The sequence below is a fragment of the Desulfonatronum sp. SC1 genome (assembly GCF_003046795.1).
Lineage (GTDB): Bacteria > Desulfobacterota > Desulfovibrionia > Desulfovibrionales > Desulfonatronaceae > Desulfonatronum.
This window is the reverse complement of the sequence record NZ_PZKN01000015.1, coordinates 48,108-66,075: the sequence shown is the minus strand read 5'-3', so window position 1 is coordinate 66,075 and position 17,968 is coordinate 48,108. Positions and strand designations below refer to the sequence as shown.

Here is a 17,968-nt window from a genome sequence, read left to right as displayed (position 1 = left end):
TTCGCTTTTCCAGCGACACCCGTCAGGCCCGTTTGGGGCGAAATGCCCGAACCATCCGAATCAATTCGTCCTGTTGGGCCTTGAGAGAGCCTGCGTCCCGGCCGGACGACGGAGACTCCCCATAGCGTAACTGGATATAGCCCTCGCTGATGGCAGTGATCGGCTCTGCCAGATCCGGGCGCACTCCGGTGGCACGGAGGGCGAAATCCCGTGGGCCTTCCTGGGGCAAGCGGGGGATGCCGATTTTGGCCAGACGGCGGCAGAACCTGGAATAGATCTTGTCCAGGGCGTCCTCGGGCGGACGGGACCGGAGCAGAATCACGCCATAGATCAGGGCCGCGGCGACGAAGCTCAGGCTCAGAGCCAGGGCCAGGTGGCCGAAGCGTTCCAGGCGGGTCGTTCCGGCTAGGCCGAAACGCTCCAGAAAACGGCGCTGCCGTTCAAAGTCGAAATCCAGGACCCATTGGTTCCAAAGCGTATTGGCCGCGTCCCATCCCTGGGTCAGGCCACGCCAGGCGTTGATCACCCACCCCACTTCCCGGCTGGAAAGCATCCTGGGCATGTCGATATTCGGCACCAGGGCCCCGGCGCCCACGTCGATTCGTTCCGGTGCGAGCACCGTGGTCGGATCCACACGGGTCCAGCCGGTTTCCTCCAGCCAAACCTCGCTCCAGGCATGGGCGTTGTACTGGCGGATCACGAAGTAATCCCCCAAGGGGTTGCGGTCTCCGCCCTGATAGCCGACGACCACCCGGGCCGGAATGCCGGCCGCGCGCATCAGGAAGGTGAAGGCCGACGCATAATGCTCACAATACCCGCTCCGGGTCCGGAACAGAAAATCGTCCACGGCCTCCTTGCCCAGCAAGGGCGGACGCAGGGTGTAGCCAAAGGCCTCGTCGCGGAAAAAAAACAAAGCCTGGTCCACTACAGCCCGCTCTTCCGTTGAAGTCTCGACCCACTTCCGGGCCAGTTCCCTGGCCCGCTCGTTGCCGGAGGGCGGCAACGCCAGGGCGCGACGGCGCTCCAGCCGCGTCGGGGCGTTGGTTTCGAACTCCAATGCGGCCTGGAGCTGAAACCGGGCGCGACGACGCAGCTCTTCGCGAATCTCAATCCGAAAGTCCGGAGCAGGTTCGAGTTCTTCAGCCGTGACCCCAGGTGTCTCCGTTTCCGTGTCCGGCAGCGTTTCGTGGATCATCTCCGACGATGCCTCCGCCGATGAACTCAATTGCCCACCCCAGCCTTTCGTCAGCGGCATTTCCAGGACCGGAAGCCAGCGTTGATCATGGGCCTCCATGGTCAGGACGTATTCCACGGGTTCGCCTAGAGCCCGGACCCGCCATGAATCGAAGTCTCGCTCATACTTATGATCGGATGCCCGGTCGGGTTCGCCGACCCGCCAGGCCCGACCGTCCGTTTCCCAGAGCACCAGTGCCCGCCAGTACATTCGGCTCACCGTCGGCGGCTGGTCGACGAAGGCGACCCGGAAGACCACTTCCGATGATTGCAGCAGTTCGCTGATGTCTCCGGGGTTCATGGTGTCGCTCAGCCCGGTCAGACCGGTTCTCGGGGTCTGGAACAGGCCCCAAAGGGAGCCGGGCAGCCGGGGAAAGAGCACGAACAGGATCAACATTACCGGCAGGGCCTGGAGCAGCAGGATCCCAGCCTGGCGCAGCCGAAACCGCGGATTTGTCTGGCTGGCTGGGTGGGATACGCCAACCAGGGCCGCCGTGGCGATTAGAACGACCAGAATCATGTATCCCGCCACCAGCAGGCTTTGGCTGTGCAGAAACTGGAGCAGCACCAGCAGGTAGGTCATGAACAGAATTTGAATCTGATCCCGGCGTCCCTTGGCTTCGAGGGGCTTCAGGGCCAGCAGGAGCAGGAGCAGGGCCGTGCCGGGTTCCGGTCCCAGCAAATAGCCGAAACTGAGGAAGACGCCGCCCACGCAGCCCAGGGTCAAGGCGAACCGAATCATTCTGGGCGGCTTCAATTTTGGGTGCCGCAAGGTGGAGAGCCACAGGGTCCATAACCCAATGCAGGTCAGCCCTATCCACGCTGGATACCTGGCGAAGTGCGGCAGCGAGGCCAGGAGGGCCGGACCGAGAATCCAGAGCCAGGAGCCGTGGGGATCACGCAGGAGGGTTCGCAAGGCACGGAGCATCATCGCGGCGCCTCGTCAAGTGTCTGCGCATCAAGCATGGAGAAAAGCGCCAGGGCCGTCAAACAGGCGTGCATCTGGCGAGGTCCGTTGCCCGTTGGAATGCGTTTGCCGGGAATCCGAAGGCTGTAGGAGCGTCCGGAGACCTCCGCGTCCAGCACCAGACGACAGAGCCGGGACAGCTTGGCCTCGATCTCCTCATCGGGCAGCCTGTCCCAGTCCAACACGATTTCCTCCAGGTTCGCGGCGCCGCCGAATTCTTTGGACACCAGCTCCGACCCCCTGGCTACGGCCTTCCAGGCGATCCTTCGCAAGGGGTCGCCTGGCTGGTAGGCTCGCAAGCCATGATACTCCTCGCCTTCCAGGGGATTTCCCGCACGCGGCCGTTCCCCGCCTTGGTCCGGAGCAGCGTTGTGTTGATCCAGGAGGGAAGCCCTCGGGGCTGGGGCCGGGTATACCATGCAGCGCAAGGGCAGGGCGACCCAGGACCAGGCCCGGAACAGGCCCAGGGGGAAAACCGTGGCGATAACGACCCGCTTTGGCCGCAGTTCCCCTCGGTTGGCCGCTGGCAAGGACGGAAGAAAGGTCTGCTCCTCGGCGGCGGGAACGTCTTTCAAAGGTCCGGTTTCGACACGGGCCCAGCCGACCTGGATGCCGTGACGCGGCCACCGGCTGGGATTGGCGACCATGACCGGGAATTCCGCCCGGCTGCCCGCGAAGATCGGTAACGCAGATCCAGGCGCGATCAGCAGCCCGGAGAGGCCGCGATGGGTGTGAAAAATGCCGACCAGGGCGATGCCGGCCAGCAGGAAGGTCAGGAGGTAGCCGGGCGGGTTGTTGTAGTTGATGGAGATCAGCAGCAGGACTACCAGTAAGATGAAGAAGGCGACTCCGGCTTTGGTGGGCAGAATGTAGATGCGATTGCTTCCCAGCCGCACGGGTAGGCGGTTTTTTCCGTCAAGTCGGGTGGCTCGGCTGGCGATGCGAGATCGCAGGCGGCTCCAGATCGTGGAAAACGGCATGGTCGTGAAATCGAACGATAGAAAAGCGGCTCAAAAATAAAAAGGCGGACCTCTCTGGAGAGATCCGCCTGGAAAAATGTCGAAAGGGGCGGAGATTACCGCTTGGAGTATTGGAACCGGGCGCGGGCGGAACGCAGGCCGTACTTTTTACGTTCCTTGATCCGGGCGTCCCGGGTCAGCAGGCCGGCGCGTTTCAGAGTTGCCCGCAGTTCCACGTCAAAGGCCAGCAGTGCACGGGAAATGCCGTGGCGCAGGGCCTCGGCCTGTCCGGCTACGCCGCCGCCGTCCACGGTGGCCTTGATGTCGAACTTGCCCAGGGTTTTGGTCAGGTTCAAGGGCTGGCGCACGATCATCCGCAGAGTGGCCCGGGGAAAATATTCGTCAAAGGGTCGATTGTTTACCAGAATCTGGCCGCTTCCAGGGTAGATGCGGGTCCTGGCCACGGCGGATTTCCGGCGTCCGGTTCCGTAGAAGAATTCACTGCTCATGCTCGACCTCTCTTAAAAATCCATTTTTTTCGGCTGTTGTGCCGCATGGGGATGCTCGGTGCCGGGGTATACCTTCAGCTTCTTCAGCAACGCGCGTCCCAGGCGATTTTTGGGCAGCATGCCCTTGACCGCGTGCTGCAGGACATGCTCGGGCTTTTTCTGAAGCATGGTCCGCAGATTGGTCTGCTTCAGGCCGCCCATGTAGCCGGAATGCCGATTGTACATCTTCTGATCCAGCTTGGCGCCCGTAACCTTGACCTTCTCGGCATTGACCACGACGATAAAATCGCCGTTGTCCATGTGCGGGACGAACTCGGGCTTATGTTTTCCACGCAGGCGCATGGCGATGGTGCTTGCCAAGCGGCCCAGAATCTTGTCTTCGGCGTCGACCACGTACCATTCGCGGTTCAGCTCCGCCGCCGTCGGGGAATATGTCTTCATGCGCTCCGTCTCCTCGTTCAGAACTGAAAGAGGAAGCCTATAAGCGGAGAGGGCGAAGTCTGTCAAGCCGTGAGCCGATTCCCAAAAAAATAAGATCACCCCCCATCAAGCCCCCTAACCAAGCCCGGGCGACAGCCTTCACATTTCAAGAGGAAGTTGTCAGCTCGCTGCTAGTCGCGATACGTCGGATGCCATGTGGCAACTCTACTCTGTGCGGTCTGAATTTGAACTTTTGCCGTCCGATAGTTATCAAAAGGCTTTGAGCCATCTTCGATTTCGATCCCGATTCCAATGCCGAGTTGAGGTCGTGGGCCAATGTTCTCCACGGTCTTCCTTGACGAACACGCCGCCGCTTAATATATTAATGTCCGTTTATGTGTTTATTCGCTGTGAGGGCGCTCATGACCGATCCTGCCTGTATCCCCCAGGAAAAACTCGCTGACGCGGCCTTTCTGGCCAAGGCCCTGTCCGACGCCAACCGGCTGCGGATTTTGTGTTGCCTGGGCCGGGGCGAGCGGTCCGTGAACCAGATCGCCGAGGCCCTGGACCTTTCCCAGCCTTTGGTTTCGCATCACCTGAAGGAACTCAAGCGGGCCTTGCTGGTCCGGGTGGAGCGGCGCGGGCCGTTCATCTTCTACACCCTGACATCCGAGGAAATCCTGTCCATCCTATGCGCCTTGAGCGCGTTGGCCCAGGCCCTGCTTGCCGAGAAGAAATCCTTTTGACCACGGAGACCGACGACAATGAACGAATTTCGGAACGCCCTGCGCGACATGCCTCCGGAGGAGGCGGCCCGGATCGTGGCCGATGTGGCCGCGGACGTTTTTCCCTTGCTTTCCGACGAGCAGCGTCTGGCGATCATCGTCGGCATGACCGGGGGGCAAGGCACGGAACAGGGGGAAGACAAGGTCAGCAGCATGGTCCATCTCTGACTGGCCGAGTGCATGGACGAAGGTGTCGATCCAACAAAAATGTGTCAAAGCCTCGTGGACAAGGTGGCCCGCTCCCGGCAGCTGATGGCCATCGCCCATCCGGAAATCCTGGTGCTGTTCGAGAACTGGCTGGAAGAGTTGGAGGAGGAAGTGCTGCACATGGCCCGCTCGGGCACACTGGAAGCGGATCAGGTGGCCGAAGCCGTTGGGCTTTCCCGCTCCGGGGCGAATTTTCTCCTGGCCAAGCTGCGGCACGAGCGCCGGATTGATTGAGCCGCACTCCAAACCCTGGGAGGTCGTCATGCCGAAACGCATCGTACTGGGACTGCTTGTTTTCGTGATCGCGGTTGGAAGCGCCCTGTGGCTGACCAGCCGGGCCGTGACGCCGCAAGAGGCGAGTTGGGACGACGTCCTGGCCCAGGCCGAGCGCGGCGGATACGGCGTGGTCACCACGGACGAGCTCTGGGAGCTGTACCAGACGGACCCGGACCTGCTCCTGGTGGACACCCGCCAGGAATGGGAGTTCGCTCCCGGGCACATGGAAGGGGCCGTGGTCTTTCCCATGGAACCCACCTGGTGGGCCAGATGGAGCAAGAAGGACGATCTGCGGGCCGTCCTGGGCGAGGACAAGGAGCGGACCGTCGTCTTTTACTGAGACGGTCTGGCATGAGTCCGCAGCGACTCGGCGGCCCGGGTGGCCGTTTCCTTGGAGTATGTGAATGTTTATCGCGATCCGTTGGGTTTCCAGGAGTGGGAGGAGAAAGGCTACCCCACCGCCGCCTCACTGACTGAATTCGACGACGGCCACGCCGAGGCCCCGTTTGCTCCGGAAGCGCCGGGCCCCTTGTCCGGATGGGCCATGGTCTGGACCCTGCTGGGCATCTTTTTCGGCGGCATGGCCCTGAATTTGACGCCCTGCGTCTATCCGCTGATCCCCATTACCGTGTCCTATTTCGCCGGGCGGGACGAGCAGGGCAAGGCCGGGCTGATCGCCCACGGGCTGCTGTACATCGGCGGACTGGCCCTGACCAACTCCATCCTGGGCACGGTGGCGGCCATGACCGGGGGCTTGATGGGCGGGCTGCTCCAGAACCCTCTGGTCCTTGGGGTCATCGCCCTGGTTTTGGTGGCCTTTGCCATGAGCCTGTTCGGCTTCTGGGAGCTGCGCATGCCCGCGGCCCTGACCCGGGCCGCGTCCAAGTCCCGGGCCGGGTATGTGGGCACCCTGTTCATGGGCCTGACTTTGGGCGTGGTGGCCGCGCCGTGCATCGGCCCGTTCGTCCTGGGCCTGCTGACCTGGGTGGCGACCATGGGCAGCCCCTGGATCGGCTTTGTGGTCTTTTTCACCCTCAGTCTGGGGCTGGGCATCCCGCTGTTCGTGCTGGCCGTGTTTTCCGGCAATCTCCAGCGCCTGCCCCGCTCCGGGGAATGGATGATCTGGGTGCGCAAGCTGATGGGCTGGGTTCTGGTGGGCATGGCCGCCTATTTCGTCCGCCCGGTGCTGGGCGAGCCCTGGGGCCTGTTTTTGATGGCCGGAGTGGCCCTGGCCGCGGCCGTGCATCTGGCCTGGGTGGATCGCTCCACGGCAACCTTTCGGGCTTTCCCCTGGATCAAGAACGGCGTGGGCGTGGCCGGGCTGCTCCTGGCCGTGCTCCTGGTGGGATCCTGGGCAATGCGCGGCACCGGGGTGGAGTGGCAGCCCTATTCCGAAAGACTGCTGGAACAGGCCCGGGAACAGGACAAGCCGGTCATCATCGACTTCTACGCCACCTGGTGCGCGCCGTGTCGGGAGCTGGAAGCCGTGACATTCCACCATCCGGAAGTGGTGGAACGCGCCCGGAACATGGTCATGATCAAGATCGACGTGACCCGGGGCGGCAATCCGCTGCATGAGCGGCTGCTGCGCGAGTACCGGGTCCGCGGGGTGCCAACCATCGTCTTTCTCGACGCCCGGGGTCGGGAGCGCCCGGACCTGCGGCTGGTGGACTTTCTGGAGCCCGAGGCCTTTGCCCGGCGCATGGATCAACTGCTCAACCCCGATTCACGGGAGGAATGATCATGGTCAAGGTGCGTTTATTTCTGAATGAACCCCGGGGCAAAACCTGACAGCACTATCTGTCCGTGCTGCCCAGGTTGGGCGAGCTTAACGGCGTGGAAACGGAGATCGTCTCCAAACCCCGCGAGGAGTTTCAGGCCGAGGCCTATCGAAGCCTCGGTCTGCCGACGGCGCCCGGGATCATGATCGACGACCGGGTGCTGATCAGCGGCGGTTTTTTGGAGGAAGACCGGATTCTCGCCGCGGTGCGGGAGCGCCTGGACGCGAAGGGATCAACCCAAGGAGGCAACTGAAATGGCACTTGTGCGCTTTTTTTTGAATGAGCCCAATGGCGGCCCGTGAAAGCATTTTCAAAAAATCATGCCCAGGCTGGGCATGAAGTACGACGTGCAAATCGAGACGATATCCAAGCCCAAGGACGAGTACCATACGGACGAGTATTATGAACAGGACCTGCCCGCGGCCCCGGCGGTGATGGTCAACGACGAAATTGTGGTCGAGGGCAAGGACGTGGACGAACACGAGCTGGAATGCCGCATCTGCCGCCACCTGGGCCTGCCGGAACCGGAAAAGGTGAAAAAAGGCTTCCTGGGCCGTTTTTTTTCCTGACCGGCGGTCCGGCGTGAGTTCAACGACATCTTGCAAAACTGGCTGTCGACTCAACTGTTTTTCTGGTAATCCAAGCGCATGGAACACGAACACTGGTGGCGTTTGGCGTTTTTCGCGGGCGCTTTGCTGCTCTTAGGGGTCGCCGAGCACCTCTTTCCTCGTCGGCGAACGCCTCCCCAGCGCCTGATCCGCTGGGTGGGCAACCTCGGCCTGGTCGCGGGCTCCTTGCTGCTGTTGCGCGTCCTGTTTCCGGTCCTGCCCGTGGGGCTGGCCCTGTTGGCGACGGAGCGGGGCTGGGGGCTGCTGAACAGCGTGCCCCTTCCCTATCCCGCGCAGTTCATCGCGGGCCTGCTGCTGCTTGACCTGGTCATCTATTTCCAGCACCGGGCCTTTCATTATTGGATACCCCTGTGGCGCATCCACAGGGTGCACCACGCGGACACGGTCTTCGACCTGACCACCGGGGTCCGTTTTCATCCCCTGGAGTACATCCTGTCCATGGGCCTCAAGCTGCTGGTCGTGCTCGTCCTGGGCCCGCCGGCCCTGGCGGTGATCGTCTTTGAAATCATGCTCAACGGCGTCTCCATGTTCAACCACGCCAACATCCGCCTGCCCCTGGCCGCGGACGCCCGGCTGCGGCGGCTGGTGGTCACGCCGGACATGCACCGGGTCCACCACTCCACGAACATGAAGGAGGCGAACAGGAACTTCGGGTTCAATTTCCCCTGGTGGGACCGCCTGTTCCGCACCTACCAGGACCAGCCCGTCCAGGGCCACGAACACATGCCCATCGGCCTGAACATCTTCCGGGACCCGAGCCTCCAAAAACTCCGCAAGCTGCTGCTCATGCCGTTTGCGTGAGGGCCAGCCGACTCCAGCCTGTCCATCCGTGGCACTGCATTACAATGCCGCTCCCCTTGCCAGGCTGATCAACAAGCCGCCCAGTGCGGAGATGATCTCCACGGCCCAGGACGGTGCTTTCCACTTTTCCAGCAGCACGAACCCCGTCAGGGCCAGGGCGAAATCATACGGGCCGTAGCCCGTCAGAACTCCATGATATTCAAAAAAACGGAAATACGTTCCTGAGCTGACGGCGTTCGTTTCACAGCAACTGGTCCTCTTTGTTGAAAAACGTGCGACAGCCCAACTGAAGCATGGTGATGATGGTCAGGGCCACGGCGCCGAGGATGCCGAGCATGATGGCGATCTGGTAGGCAATGGCCGTGGTCGGGACGGTGCCGGAGAGAATCTGGCCGGTCATCATCCCCGGCAGAAAGACGATGCCCATGCCGACCATGGAGTTGATGGTCGGCATGATCGCCGAGTCAAAGGCGCCGTTGATGATTCCCCGGGTGGCGGTCTTGGGCGTGGCGCCGAGGATCAGGGCTTCCTCCACCAGATGTTTGCGAATGGTCATGCCCTCCAGCAGCGACTTCACGCCCAGGGAGATGCCGGTCATGGAATTGCCGATGATCATCCCGGCGATGGGCACGAAGTACCGCGGTTCGTACCAGGGCGTGACCCGCACCACCACCAGCAGGAAATAGACGATGCAGGTCAGGGTGCCGAAGCACATGGAAAAGGCCACGACCTTGCGCAGGGGAGTGGTCAGCTTGTCCCGGAATTTCCGGAATACCGTGTGGATCGCGAACGCTTCCATGACCACGATGATCAGGCCGGTGACATACGGGCTCGGGTTGTCGAACACGTAGACCAGCACGTACCCGACCAGGACGAGCTGCAGCGTCATGCGCAGCGAGGAGAGCACGATCTCCTTCTCGCGGCCGATGCCCCGGAAACGGACGATGGCCAGGACAATGAGCACGAAGATGTAGGCCAGGCCGACCTGGAGCATGGTCAGATCAATAACGTCGTTCATGAACGCGCCTCCTCTCGACGCACTTTCCCTCCGGACATCTCGATGATCGTGTCCGAGTACTTCCGGGCCACGGCCCTGGAGTGGGTGACCATGATGATGGTCTTGCCCTCTGCCCGGACATGGGCTGTGAGCATGTCGAAGATCAGTTGTTCGGTTTCCTCGTCCAGGGCCGAGGAGGGTTCGTCCAGCAGATAGACCCGGGGCTCCAGCAGGAGCACCCGGGCCAGGGCCAGCCGCTGGCGCTCCCCGCCGGAAAGCTTGTCCGCCGCCTCGTCCAGGGGCTTGGCCAGCCGGACCTGCTCCAGCAACCGCTTCAGAACTTCGTCGCCCGGCGGATCCTTTTCCTGAAACCGTGAGCCGGCCCGCAGATTGTCCCCAACCGTGCCCTCGAAGATCGCCGGACTCTGGGAAAGCATGACCACGTCGCGACGGTGGCGGACCGAGTCCCTTTGGCTCAGGTCCTCGCCCTGAAACAGGATGCGTCCGCGGGTGGGCGAGATCATCTTGTTCAGCAGGCGCAACACCGTGGTCTTGCCGCTGCCGCTGGCTCCCACCAGGGAGGTGACCTGTTCCGTGCCGAGCACCAGGCGCGGCAGGTCCAGAATGTTGTCATATTGCACGTCGATGAATTCAAACACCGTTGATCCTTCCTACCTGGGTGTTGAAAAAGTTCTTATCCGGCAGTCCGTTCAAAAACTCCAAGTGCAAGGAGCAAAAAAGGCTATCCGGACACGTCCTGTGTCCGGCCCCTACGGGCTGCAGCTTCGCCGCATTTTCGATTTGCCGTCCTGGCAATCGAATCAAGCTCGAAGCGTATTTATTCATACGTGAGAGTTTGAACTTTTTGCGGCGACGCAGCAATTGGGAGTTTTTCAACGGACTGCTAACCGGTTTCCGGAGCGCCTTGTTTCCGAACTTCCCCATGCCCCGGCATGGTTTCGCCCACAAGCTCCCGCAGCCGTTCCTTAGCCACGGCCAACCCCTCCAGCCCTTTCGCCGTGGCCCGGTAGTGCTTGCGCGTCACCTTCCCGTCCTTTTCCGTGCGGGAGACCAGGTACCCCTTGCGCTCCATGGCGTGCAGCATCGGATACAGGGTCCCCGGACTCAGCCGATACCCGTGCTCGGCCAACTCGTCGATCATCCACTGTCCGTAAATTTCCTGCTCCGAAGCGTGGTGGAGCACGTGCAGCCGGACCAGGCCGGAGAGCAGGTCGTGGTGTTCCAGCATTTTCGTGGTGCTTTCTCGTGGCATGATGAACCCGCCTTTTTTCGATATCGAAATCCGATATAACTTTTCCTTGCCCTGATGGCAAGCGGAGTAAATCGTCTTCCCGCCGTTATTTTCGGGTATGTTGACCGATACATACGGTTGGAGCAAAATGAAACGTATTGCGAATGCCTTGCGAAATCACTCTTCGGCCTATCCGGCAACATGCCGGAAGGGCGGGAAATCGACTCTCCACGTCACGAACACTCGTGTTCAAAATACCAACCGGAGCATGACATTGGACCGATTAACCCTCGAACGTCGTCAGGTCTGGTTGTACCTGTCGACGATCATCGCGGGTCTGTTGGTTGGAAGCGCGTGGCCCGGCGTGGGTCGCCTCTTCGAAGCCCTGCTCTGGCCGACCTTGATCGTCCTGCTCTATGCGACCTTCATCCAGGTGCCGTTGCTGCACCTGCGCGATGCATTCACGGACCACCGATTTCTCGCGGCAACGTTGACCGGAAACTTCCTCATCCTGCCCGTCCTGGTCTGTATCCTGGTGCAGGCGCTGCCTCCGGATCCGGCCTTGCGGCTGGGCGTCCTGTTGGTTCTCTTCGTGCCCTGCACGGACTGGTTCATCACGTTCAGCCAGTTGGGCGGCGGGAACGCGGCCCGGGCCATAGCGGTGACCCCGCTGAATCTGCTTTCGCAGTTGCTGTTTATGCCCGTCTTTTTGTGGTTGACGCTGGGAACCGAGCTTTCCGCCGTGCTCGGCTTTTCCGAGGTTTGGCCCGCCCTCCTGGTCGTTCTGGTCCCCTTGCTCGCGGCCGCCGGGTCCGAGCGCTGGATCGCGGCCCGCGGGCGGTGGCGGAGTACATGAAGAAAGTGTCCGCCCGCGAACTTGCCGCCCTGGGTTGTCCTTGGCCCCGGCGTTTGCCTTTGTTTGAAAAAACGGACATATATCGGTAAATCAGAATAGGGTCGGGTGCAAACAGGGATTTTGCCCCCCGGCGGTGGTTGGTGGGAGGTGGCTTGCGGCCGATAAAGGCAGTGTGCTGGAGCGGTTGGATATTTTGCGTCGAAGCCGGAACGGATGATCAATGGGGCGATATCATGGCCAAACAAGAAGCAAACAAGAAAGAAGCGGCCCAGGCGACGGCCCAGGGCACCGTCGATACTCCGCCGGGGGCTGGTGAGGCTTCCGCCGACGTTTTGGCGGCAACCGCTCCGGGCGGCTTCCCCATCGTGGGCATCGGCGCGTCCGCCGGCGGTCTGGCGGCCTTTGAGGCCTTTTTTTCAGGAATGCCCGCGATCGGCGACCCCGGCATGGCCTTTGTGCTGGTGCAGCACCTGGCCCCGGACCACAAGAGCATCCTGACCGACCTGATTCGGCGCTACACCCGGATGCAGGTCTTCGAGGTCGAGGACGGCATGACGGTCCATCCCAACTGCGCCTACATCATTCCGCCGGGCCGGGACATGGCCTTTCTGAACGGCGCCCTGCAGCTGCTGGAACCCTCGGCTCCGCGCGGCCAGCGACTGCCCATTGATTTTTTTTTCCGCTCTCTTGCCCAGGATCAACGCGAGCGGTGCATCGGCATCGTGCTTTCGGGTACGGGCAGCGATGGGACGCTGGGCGTGCGCGCCATCAAGGGCGAGGGTGGCATGGTCATGGCCCAGAATCCAGCGTCCACCGAGTACGACGGCATGCCGCGCAGCGCCGTCGCCACGGGACTGGTGGACTTCGTGCTGCCTCCGGCCGAGATGCCTGCCCAGCTTATCGCATATACGGTCCATGCCTTCGGCCATCCGCCCAAGCCCACGACGCCGACCTCCAGGGTCGAGAACGCGATGAACAAGATCTTCGTGCTCCTGCGCAGCCAGGTGGGCCACGACTTTTCCCAATACAAGCCCTCCTCGGTTCAGCGGCGCATCGAGCGGCGCATGGCCGTCCAGCAGATCGAAAGCATGGACGACTATGTCAAGTTCATCCGGGCGACGCCGACCGAAACCGAGGCGCTTTTCCGGGACATGCTGATCGGCGTGACCAGTTTCTTCCGTGATCCAGCGGCCTTCAAGGCCCTCCAGGAGCTGGTCGTGCCCAAGCTTTTCGCCGGTCGGTCGGCGGGTGCGACGATCCGCGTCTGGGTGCCGGGCTGTTCCACCGGCGAGGAGGCCTATTCCCTGGCCATCCTCCTGCGGGAGCATCTGGAGGAGCAACGGAAAAGCTTCAAGCTCCAGGTTTTTGCCACCGACATCGACAGCCAGGCCGTGGCCGTGGCCCGTACCGGCATCTATCCGGCCAGCATCGGCACCGACATCACGCCGGAGCGGCTGGCGCGGTTTTTCACGCCGGAACCCGGCGACGCGGAGGGGAATCCGCCCGCCTACCGCATTCGCAAGAACATCCGCGACCTGTTGATCATTTCCGAACAGAACGTCACCAGGGACCCGCCTTTTTCCAAGCTCGACCTGATCAGTTGCCGCAACCTGATGATCTATATGGGTAGTGAATTGCAGAAGAAGCTGATCCCCCTGTTCCATTACGCCCTCAACCCGGGCGGCTTTCTCTTTCTGGGCACCTCCGAGACCGTGGGCGAGCATGCGGATCTCTTTGTCGGATTGGCCAACAAGGCCAAGATCTACCAGCGCAGGGAAAATTTTCACGGCATACAGCGCGCGGCCCTGGGTCGGTTCCTGCCGCCCATGGTCGGGACGATGGAGGAGGTTCCGCTTCGATCCGCCGGACGCACGACGGTGCCCGCGAAACTGCCGCTGCGCGAGTTGACCGAAACAGCGCTGTTGCAAGAGGTCGTTCCGGCCGGCGCGTTGGTCACCGCCGACGGCGACATCCTTTATCTGCACGGTCGCACCGGCATGTACCTGGAACCGGCCCCGGGCGAGGCCGGTGTGAGCAACATCATCAAAATGGCCCGTGAAGGGCTCAAGCATGATTTGACCGTTGCCCTGAACAAGGCCGCCGGAACTCTGGAAACCGTGCGCTTGCCGGGCCTGCGCGTGAAGACCAACGGCAGTTTCCGCACGGTCGACCTGACCGTGCGTCCGGTGGACCCGAGAATGGGCGAACTGGCGCGGGACAAGCCCGCCGCCAACAAGCCGTCTCTGTTTCTGGTCATTCTGCAGGACGTGCCGGAGAAACCGGAGGCCGGAGATCAGAGCTCGGCGGGCGATGTCCAGACCGAGGACCGCGGCCTGGAAGACGACCTGAGCGGTGACGGGCTCGACAAGCTCGCCGTGGATGCCCGCATCACGGCGCTCAAACAGGCCTTGCGGGCCAAGGAGGAATACCTCCAGGCCGTCAATGAGGAACTGGAAACCTCCAACGAGGAACTCAAGTCCTCCAACGAAGAGATGCAGTCGGTGAACGAGGAGTTGCAGTCCACCAACGAGGAGCTGGAGACTTCCAAGGAGGAGCTGCAATCGGTCAACGAGGAACTGGTCACGGTCAATTCCGAGCTGCAGACCAAAGTGGCCGACCTGTCCCGGGCCAACAACGACATGAACAACCTGCTGGCCGGCACGGGCGTCGCCACAGTGTTCGTCGATCATCAGTTGCGCATCTTGCGCTTCACCCCCGCCGCCACCCGCCTCATCAACCTGATCCTCTCCGATGTGGGGCGGCCCGTGGGCCACATCGTCTCCAATCTGAAAGACTACGGCCGCCTTTCCCAGGACGTCCAGGCCGTGCTGGACACCCTGATCCCCAAAGAAGAACAGGTGCGGACCGCGGAGGACAAGTGGTACTCCATGCGCATTTTGCCCTACCGTACGCTGGACAACGTCATCGAGGGCGCGGTGATTACCTTCGTGGACATCACGGAGAGCAAGCAGGCCCAGGAGGCGCGACTCGAGTTCGAGCTGAAATACCGCATCCTGTACGAATTGTCGCCGGACGCTCACGCAATCGCTGAAATCGCGGAAAACGGCCGCGACCTGGGCTTTGTCGACTGCAACCAGGCGGCCCTGGACCTGCTGGGCATGACCCGGGACCAACTGCTGGCGGCCAGTGCCGTCGGCCTGTCGCCGGAGCGTCAGCCCGACGGCCGCCTTTCACGGGAAAAAGCCGGGGAGTTGCTCGCCCAATGCCTGTCCGAAAAAAGGCTGCGTTTCGACTGGCTGTATTCCCGGCTGGATGGCGAAACCGTTCCCGTCGAGGTCACGATGACCGTCCATCGCGAACGCGGCAAAACGGTCCTGTATAGCGTCTGGCGCGACCTGACCGGGCTCACGCGCACGCCGCAGCCCGAACGCCCCAGGGAAAGCAGTCAAGGAGAGGAAGGAAGCCATGACAAAGTCCAAGCCTCGGGCTGAGCAAAAGAGCAGCCAACTCCGAGCCAGGGCTGAGAAGCAACTGGCCGGGGATTTCCAGGGGGGCCAAATAGCTCCTGGCGAGGATGTTCAGAAGCTGATCCATGAACTGCGCGTGCATCAGATTGAATTGGAAATCCAGAATGAGGAGCTGCGTGAAACACAGGCGGCTCTTGAACAGTCCCGGGACAAATACCAAGAACTCTATGATTTTGCCCCTGTCGGATACTTTTGCCTGGACGAGAAAAATCTGATCAGGAAGGTCAACCTTGTCGGCGCGGAACTCTTGGGCCTTGAAAGGGCGTTTTTGATCCGGCAACGATTTTCCCGCTTCATCGCGCCCAGCTCACAGGATACGTTCTATTTCCATCGAAAAAAAGTGCTTGCGTCCAAAGACAAGCAGGTTTGCGAACTTGTGCTTGTGAACAAGGACGGCACGCGATTCCACGCCCAACTGCAAACCGAGGCCGTGGTTGATGACGCACCGAATTCCAGTCATCTGCGCATCGCGGTCATGGACATCACCGCGCGTGCCCGTCTCGAAGAGGAGCTGACGGCCGCGAACCTGGAACTGGAAGAGCGGGTCGAGGTCCGCACCAGAGAATTGACAAAAGCAAACCTGGAGCTCCGGGAGGAAATTGTTCTGCGTCGTCAGATCGAGCTGGAATTGCGGAAAACCGAAGAAAATTACCGTATCGTGGTTGAAAACGCGAATGAAGGTATTATCGTCACGCAAGATAGCGAAATTAAATTTTCAAATTCCAAGTTCGAGGATATTTCAGGATATACCAGGAAAGAATTAGCCAGTTTGCCCATCGTTGATTTTGTCCATCCGGACGATGCCGCGATGGTCATGAAATATCATACGCTGGCGATGCGGGAACACGTGCAGCCACAGGCATATAATGCGAGAGTGATTGACAAGGCGGGGCAAATACGATGGCTGCGAAACAAGGGGATACTGATCGAATGGAACGACCGGCCGGCCATCCTGAGCTTTCTTGACGATATTACCGCTCAGATGCACTCCGAAAAGGTGCTGAAGGAGATCGACGAACAGCTCAAGAATATTTTTCTGGAGTCGCCCATCGGCATCGCGGTCTATGATGCGCACGGCCTTATGTACGGAGTGAACAAATCCTATTTGACAATTTACGGAATGTCTGACCCAACCCGAATCCTTGGAACATCGCTCTTTGACGACCCTCTGCTGAGCAGTGAGACGAAAGAAAGACTGCTGGCTGGCAACGCGATCCGAGAGGAGGTCGTTGTTGATTTTCCAAAATCCGCGGATGGCTTCATGTTCGATCCAACAAGAGCGAAGGAGCTGTATCTGGACGTGCTGATCACCCCGCTGGGGATGAGCATGGGCGATGCCGTGGTCGGATATATGGTCCAGATTCAGGACATTACGGAGGAAAAAGGCGCTCAACGGAGCATTCATGCTCTTTCCCAACAGCTCATCAGGGCCCATGAAGCCGAGCGCCTGATGATATCCCGCGAGCTTCACGACCGCGTGGGGCAGGATCTTTCAACCTTGAAAATCGGCCTTGATTCCCTGCGACGCGAGCACCTCATTCAGAGTCCGGTGTTTTTGGAGAAATTGACGGCGTTCTCCAATCTTACGCAACAGGCCATCATGGTTGTCCGGGACCTGGCCTATGAACTGCGTCCCCCAGGTCTCGATCAATTCGGATTCGTGCGGGCCATGACGCAATATGGCAAGGATTTCTCCGAGAAAACAGGGCTTGATGTTGACATGAGCTTTACGGGCATGGAGGATTCGTCTCTTGATTTCGATGCCGAGATCAATCTGTACCGGCTGATCCAGGAAAGCCTGAACAACATTTACAAGCATGCCTTGGCCAGGCGGGTTGTCGTGAGGATGGTGGCATCCTTTCCGAAAATCATCTTGCGGATTGAAGATGACGGCCTCGGCTTTGATCCGGTGCAACGGATGGCGGGCGCGACCGCGGAGAAGCGCATGGGCCTGCATAGCATGCGGGAACGGGCCACTCTGCTCGGGGGCACGATGCGCATCCGCTCACGACTGGGAAAAGGCACGCAAATCCTGGTCGAACTCCCCCATGAAAGGAAACTGCATGACTCAGAAAAAAACAGTGCTGATCGTTGATGATCACCCGCTCTACAGGGAAGGTCTGAAGGCAATTATCAATCGAAGCCCGGCATTCGAGGTGGTCGGGGAAGCCGGCGACGGGAAGGAGGGGCTTCAGCAAGCCAAGGCATTGCGGCCCGATCTTGCCCTGGTGGACATATCCCTGCCCGAAAAAAGCGGCATCGATCTGGTCCGGGACCTGAAAAGCGTTCGGCCCGAAACGCGGATACTGGTTGTCAGCATGCATTCCAAAATAGACTACATCACCAAGGCCTTCCAAGCCGGGGCCCTGGGGTACATGGTCAAGGAATCCGCCGGCGAGGGACTCCTGAAAGCAATGGAAGCCGTGGCCAACGGGGAATTTTTCCTGGACGGTTCGTTATCCCGTGAAGTGATCCTGAAAATCTCAAAAATTCCAGATGGGGAGGCGGTCGTCATCAATGGCGACTACGGGAGCCTGACCTCCCGCGAGCAGGAGATCCTGCGGCTGCTGGCGGAAGGGCAAACGGCCAAGGAAATAGCGAACCGGCTTTCCATCAGCCCGAAAACAGTCGAGAACCACCGCGTCAACATCATGCGCAAGCTCGAACTCCGGCGGCCCATCGACCTGATTCGCTACGCGGTCAGGATCGGGCTGATCGATGTGGACCAGTGGAAGGATTGAACCCGGCCCACCCGCTTGCTTCACAATCTCTTTTCCCCGATCCGCGTGTTGAAAAAGACCTAAGGAG

17 protein-coding genes are annotated in these 17,968 nt (G+C 60.8%); 10 read left to right on the top strand and 7 right to left on the bottom strand.

Annotation, left to right across the window (positions count from 1 at the left end; translation table 11 throughout):
• Positions 1–22: 22 nt before the first annotated feature.
• The 4 genes from C6366_RS09845 to rplM all read right to left on the bottom strand — a co-directional run bounded on the left by C6366_RS09845 (position 23) and on the right by rplM (position 4,109).
• Positions 23–2,164, bottom strand: coding sequence for a DUF3488 and DUF4129 domain-containing transglutaminase family protein (locus C6366_RS09845; RefSeq protein WP_107737489.1), 2,142 nt, complete (start codon positions 2,162–2,164; stop codon positions 23–25).
• Positions 2,161–3,180, bottom strand: coding sequence for a DUF58 domain-containing protein (locus C6366_RS09840; protein WP_107737487.1), 1,020 nt, complete (start codon positions 3,178–3,180; stop codon positions 2,161–2,163). Before C6366_RS09840 ends, C6366_RS09845 begins: the two co-directional genes overlap by 4 nt.
• Positions 3,181–3,275: 95 nt before the next feature.
• Complete coding sequence (gene rpsI / locus C6366_RS09835; RefSeq protein ID WP_107737485.1) at positions 3,276–3,668, bottom strand: 30S ribosomal protein S9; 393 nt, start codon at positions 3,666–3,668, stop codon at positions 3,276–3,278.
• A gap of 12 nt (positions 3,669–3,680) precedes the next feature.
• Entirely contained in the window at positions 3,681–4,109 is a 429-nt protein-coding gene (rplM, locus tag C6366_RS09830) for a 50S ribosomal protein L13 (protein WP_107737483.1), read from the bottom strand.
• A gap of 401 nt (positions 4,110–4,510) precedes the next feature.
• On the opposite strand from rplM, the gene C6366_RS09825 reads away from it, so the two are divergent.
• From C6366_RS09825 to C6366_RS09790, 6 genes are all read left to right on the top strand, one after another.
• Entirely contained in the window at positions 4,511–4,834 is a 324-nt protein-coding gene (locus C6366_RS09825) for an ArsR/SmtB-type metalloregulator TsoR (protein WP_107737481.1), read from the top strand.
• 18 nt (positions 4,835–4,852) lie between these two features.
• Complete coding sequence (gene tsoA / locus C6366_RS20695) at positions 4,853–5,314, top strand: LULAXC motif (seleno)protein TsoA (RefSeq protein WP_368731484.1); 462 nt, start codon at positions 4,853–4,855, stop codon at positions 5,312–5,314.
• A gap of 28 nt (positions 5,315–5,342) precedes the next feature.
• Positions 5,343–7,097 (top strand): rhodanese/DsbD fusion-like selenoprotein TsoB, encoded by a 1,755-nt coding sequence (tsoB, locus tag C6366_RS09805; RefSeq protein WP_368731483.1) that lies wholly within the window; start codon positions 5,343–5,345, stop codon positions 7,095–7,097.
• Positions 7,098–7,156: 59 nt separating this feature from the next.
• The gene (gene tsoC, locus C6366_RS09800) at positions 7,157–7,390 is read left to right on the top strand and encodes an NEPxGxxU motif selenoprotein TsoC (protein WP_368731485.1); all 234 of its coding nucleotides are present in this window, start codon (positions 7,157–7,159) and stop codon (positions 7,388–7,390) included.
• Between the two features lies 1 nt (position 7,391).
• Positions 7,392–7,706 (top strand): NEPxGxxU motif selenoprotein TsoC, encoded by a 315-nt coding sequence (gene tsoC, locus C6366_RS09795; RefSeq protein WP_368731482.1) that lies wholly within the window; start codon positions 7,392–7,394, stop codon positions 7,704–7,706.
• 78 nt (positions 7,707–7,784) lie between these two features.
• Positions 7,785–8,567: a sterol desaturase family protein gene (locus tag C6366_RS09790; protein ID WP_107737470.1), complete on the top strand. Its 783-nt coding sequence runs from the start codon at positions 7,785–7,787 to the stop codon at positions 8,565–8,567.
• Between the two features lie 241 nt (positions 8,568–8,808).
• Here C6366_RS09790 and fetB read toward each other — a convergent pair whose 3' ends face one another.
• The 3 genes from fetB to C6366_RS09775 all read right to left on the bottom strand — a co-directional run bounded on the left by fetB (position 8,809) and on the right by C6366_RS09775 (position 10,810).
• The gene (gene fetB / locus C6366_RS09785; protein ID WP_107737468.1) at positions 8,809–9,585 is read right to left on the bottom strand and encodes an iron export ABC transporter permease subunit FetB; all 777 of its coding nucleotides are present in this window, start codon (positions 9,583–9,585) and stop codon (positions 8,809–8,811) included.
• Positions 9,582–10,223, bottom strand: a complete 642-nt coding sequence (locus C6366_RS09780) for an ATP-binding cassette domain-containing protein (RefSeq protein WP_107737466.1) — start codon at positions 10,221–10,223, stop codon at positions 9,582–9,584. Before C6366_RS09780 ends, fetB begins: the two co-directional genes overlap by 4 nt.
• 245 nt (positions 10,224–10,468) lie before the next feature.
• Positions 10,469–10,810, bottom strand: a complete 342-nt coding sequence (locus tag C6366_RS09775) for a PadR family transcriptional regulator (RefSeq protein ID WP_107737549.1) — start codon at positions 10,808–10,810, stop codon at positions 10,469–10,471.
• A gap of 280 nt (positions 10,811–11,090) precedes the next feature.
• Between C6366_RS09775 and C6366_RS09770 the strand changes: the two genes are divergently transcribed.
• The 4 genes from C6366_RS09770 to C6366_RS09755 all read left to right on the top strand — a co-directional run bounded on the left by C6366_RS09770 (position 11,091) and on the right by C6366_RS09755 (position 17,901).
• A complete protein-coding gene (locus tag C6366_RS09770) occupies positions 11,091–11,672 on the top strand; it encodes an arsenic resistance protein (RefSeq protein ID WP_107737547.1) in 582 nt (193 codons plus the stop codon).
• A gap of 233 nt (positions 11,673–11,905) precedes the next feature.
• Complete coding sequence (locus C6366_RS09765) at positions 11,906–15,124, top strand: chemotaxis protein CheB (RefSeq protein WP_107737464.1); 3,219 nt, start codon at positions 11,906–11,908, stop codon at positions 15,122–15,124.
• Positions 15,099–17,255, top strand: coding sequence for a PAS domain S-box protein (locus tag C6366_RS09760; RefSeq protein WP_107737462.1), 2,157 nt, complete (start codon positions 15,099–15,101; stop codon positions 17,253–17,255). The genes C6366_RS09765 and C6366_RS09760 overlap by 26 nt, the downstream gene beginning before the upstream one ends.
• Positions 17,224–17,901, top strand: a complete 678-nt coding sequence (locus C6366_RS09755; RefSeq protein ID WP_107737460.1) for a response regulator transcription factor — start codon at positions 17,224–17,226, stop codon at positions 17,899–17,901. The genes C6366_RS09760 and C6366_RS09755 overlap by 32 nt, the downstream gene beginning before the upstream one ends.
• Positions 17,902–17,968 lie beyond the last annotated feature (67 nt).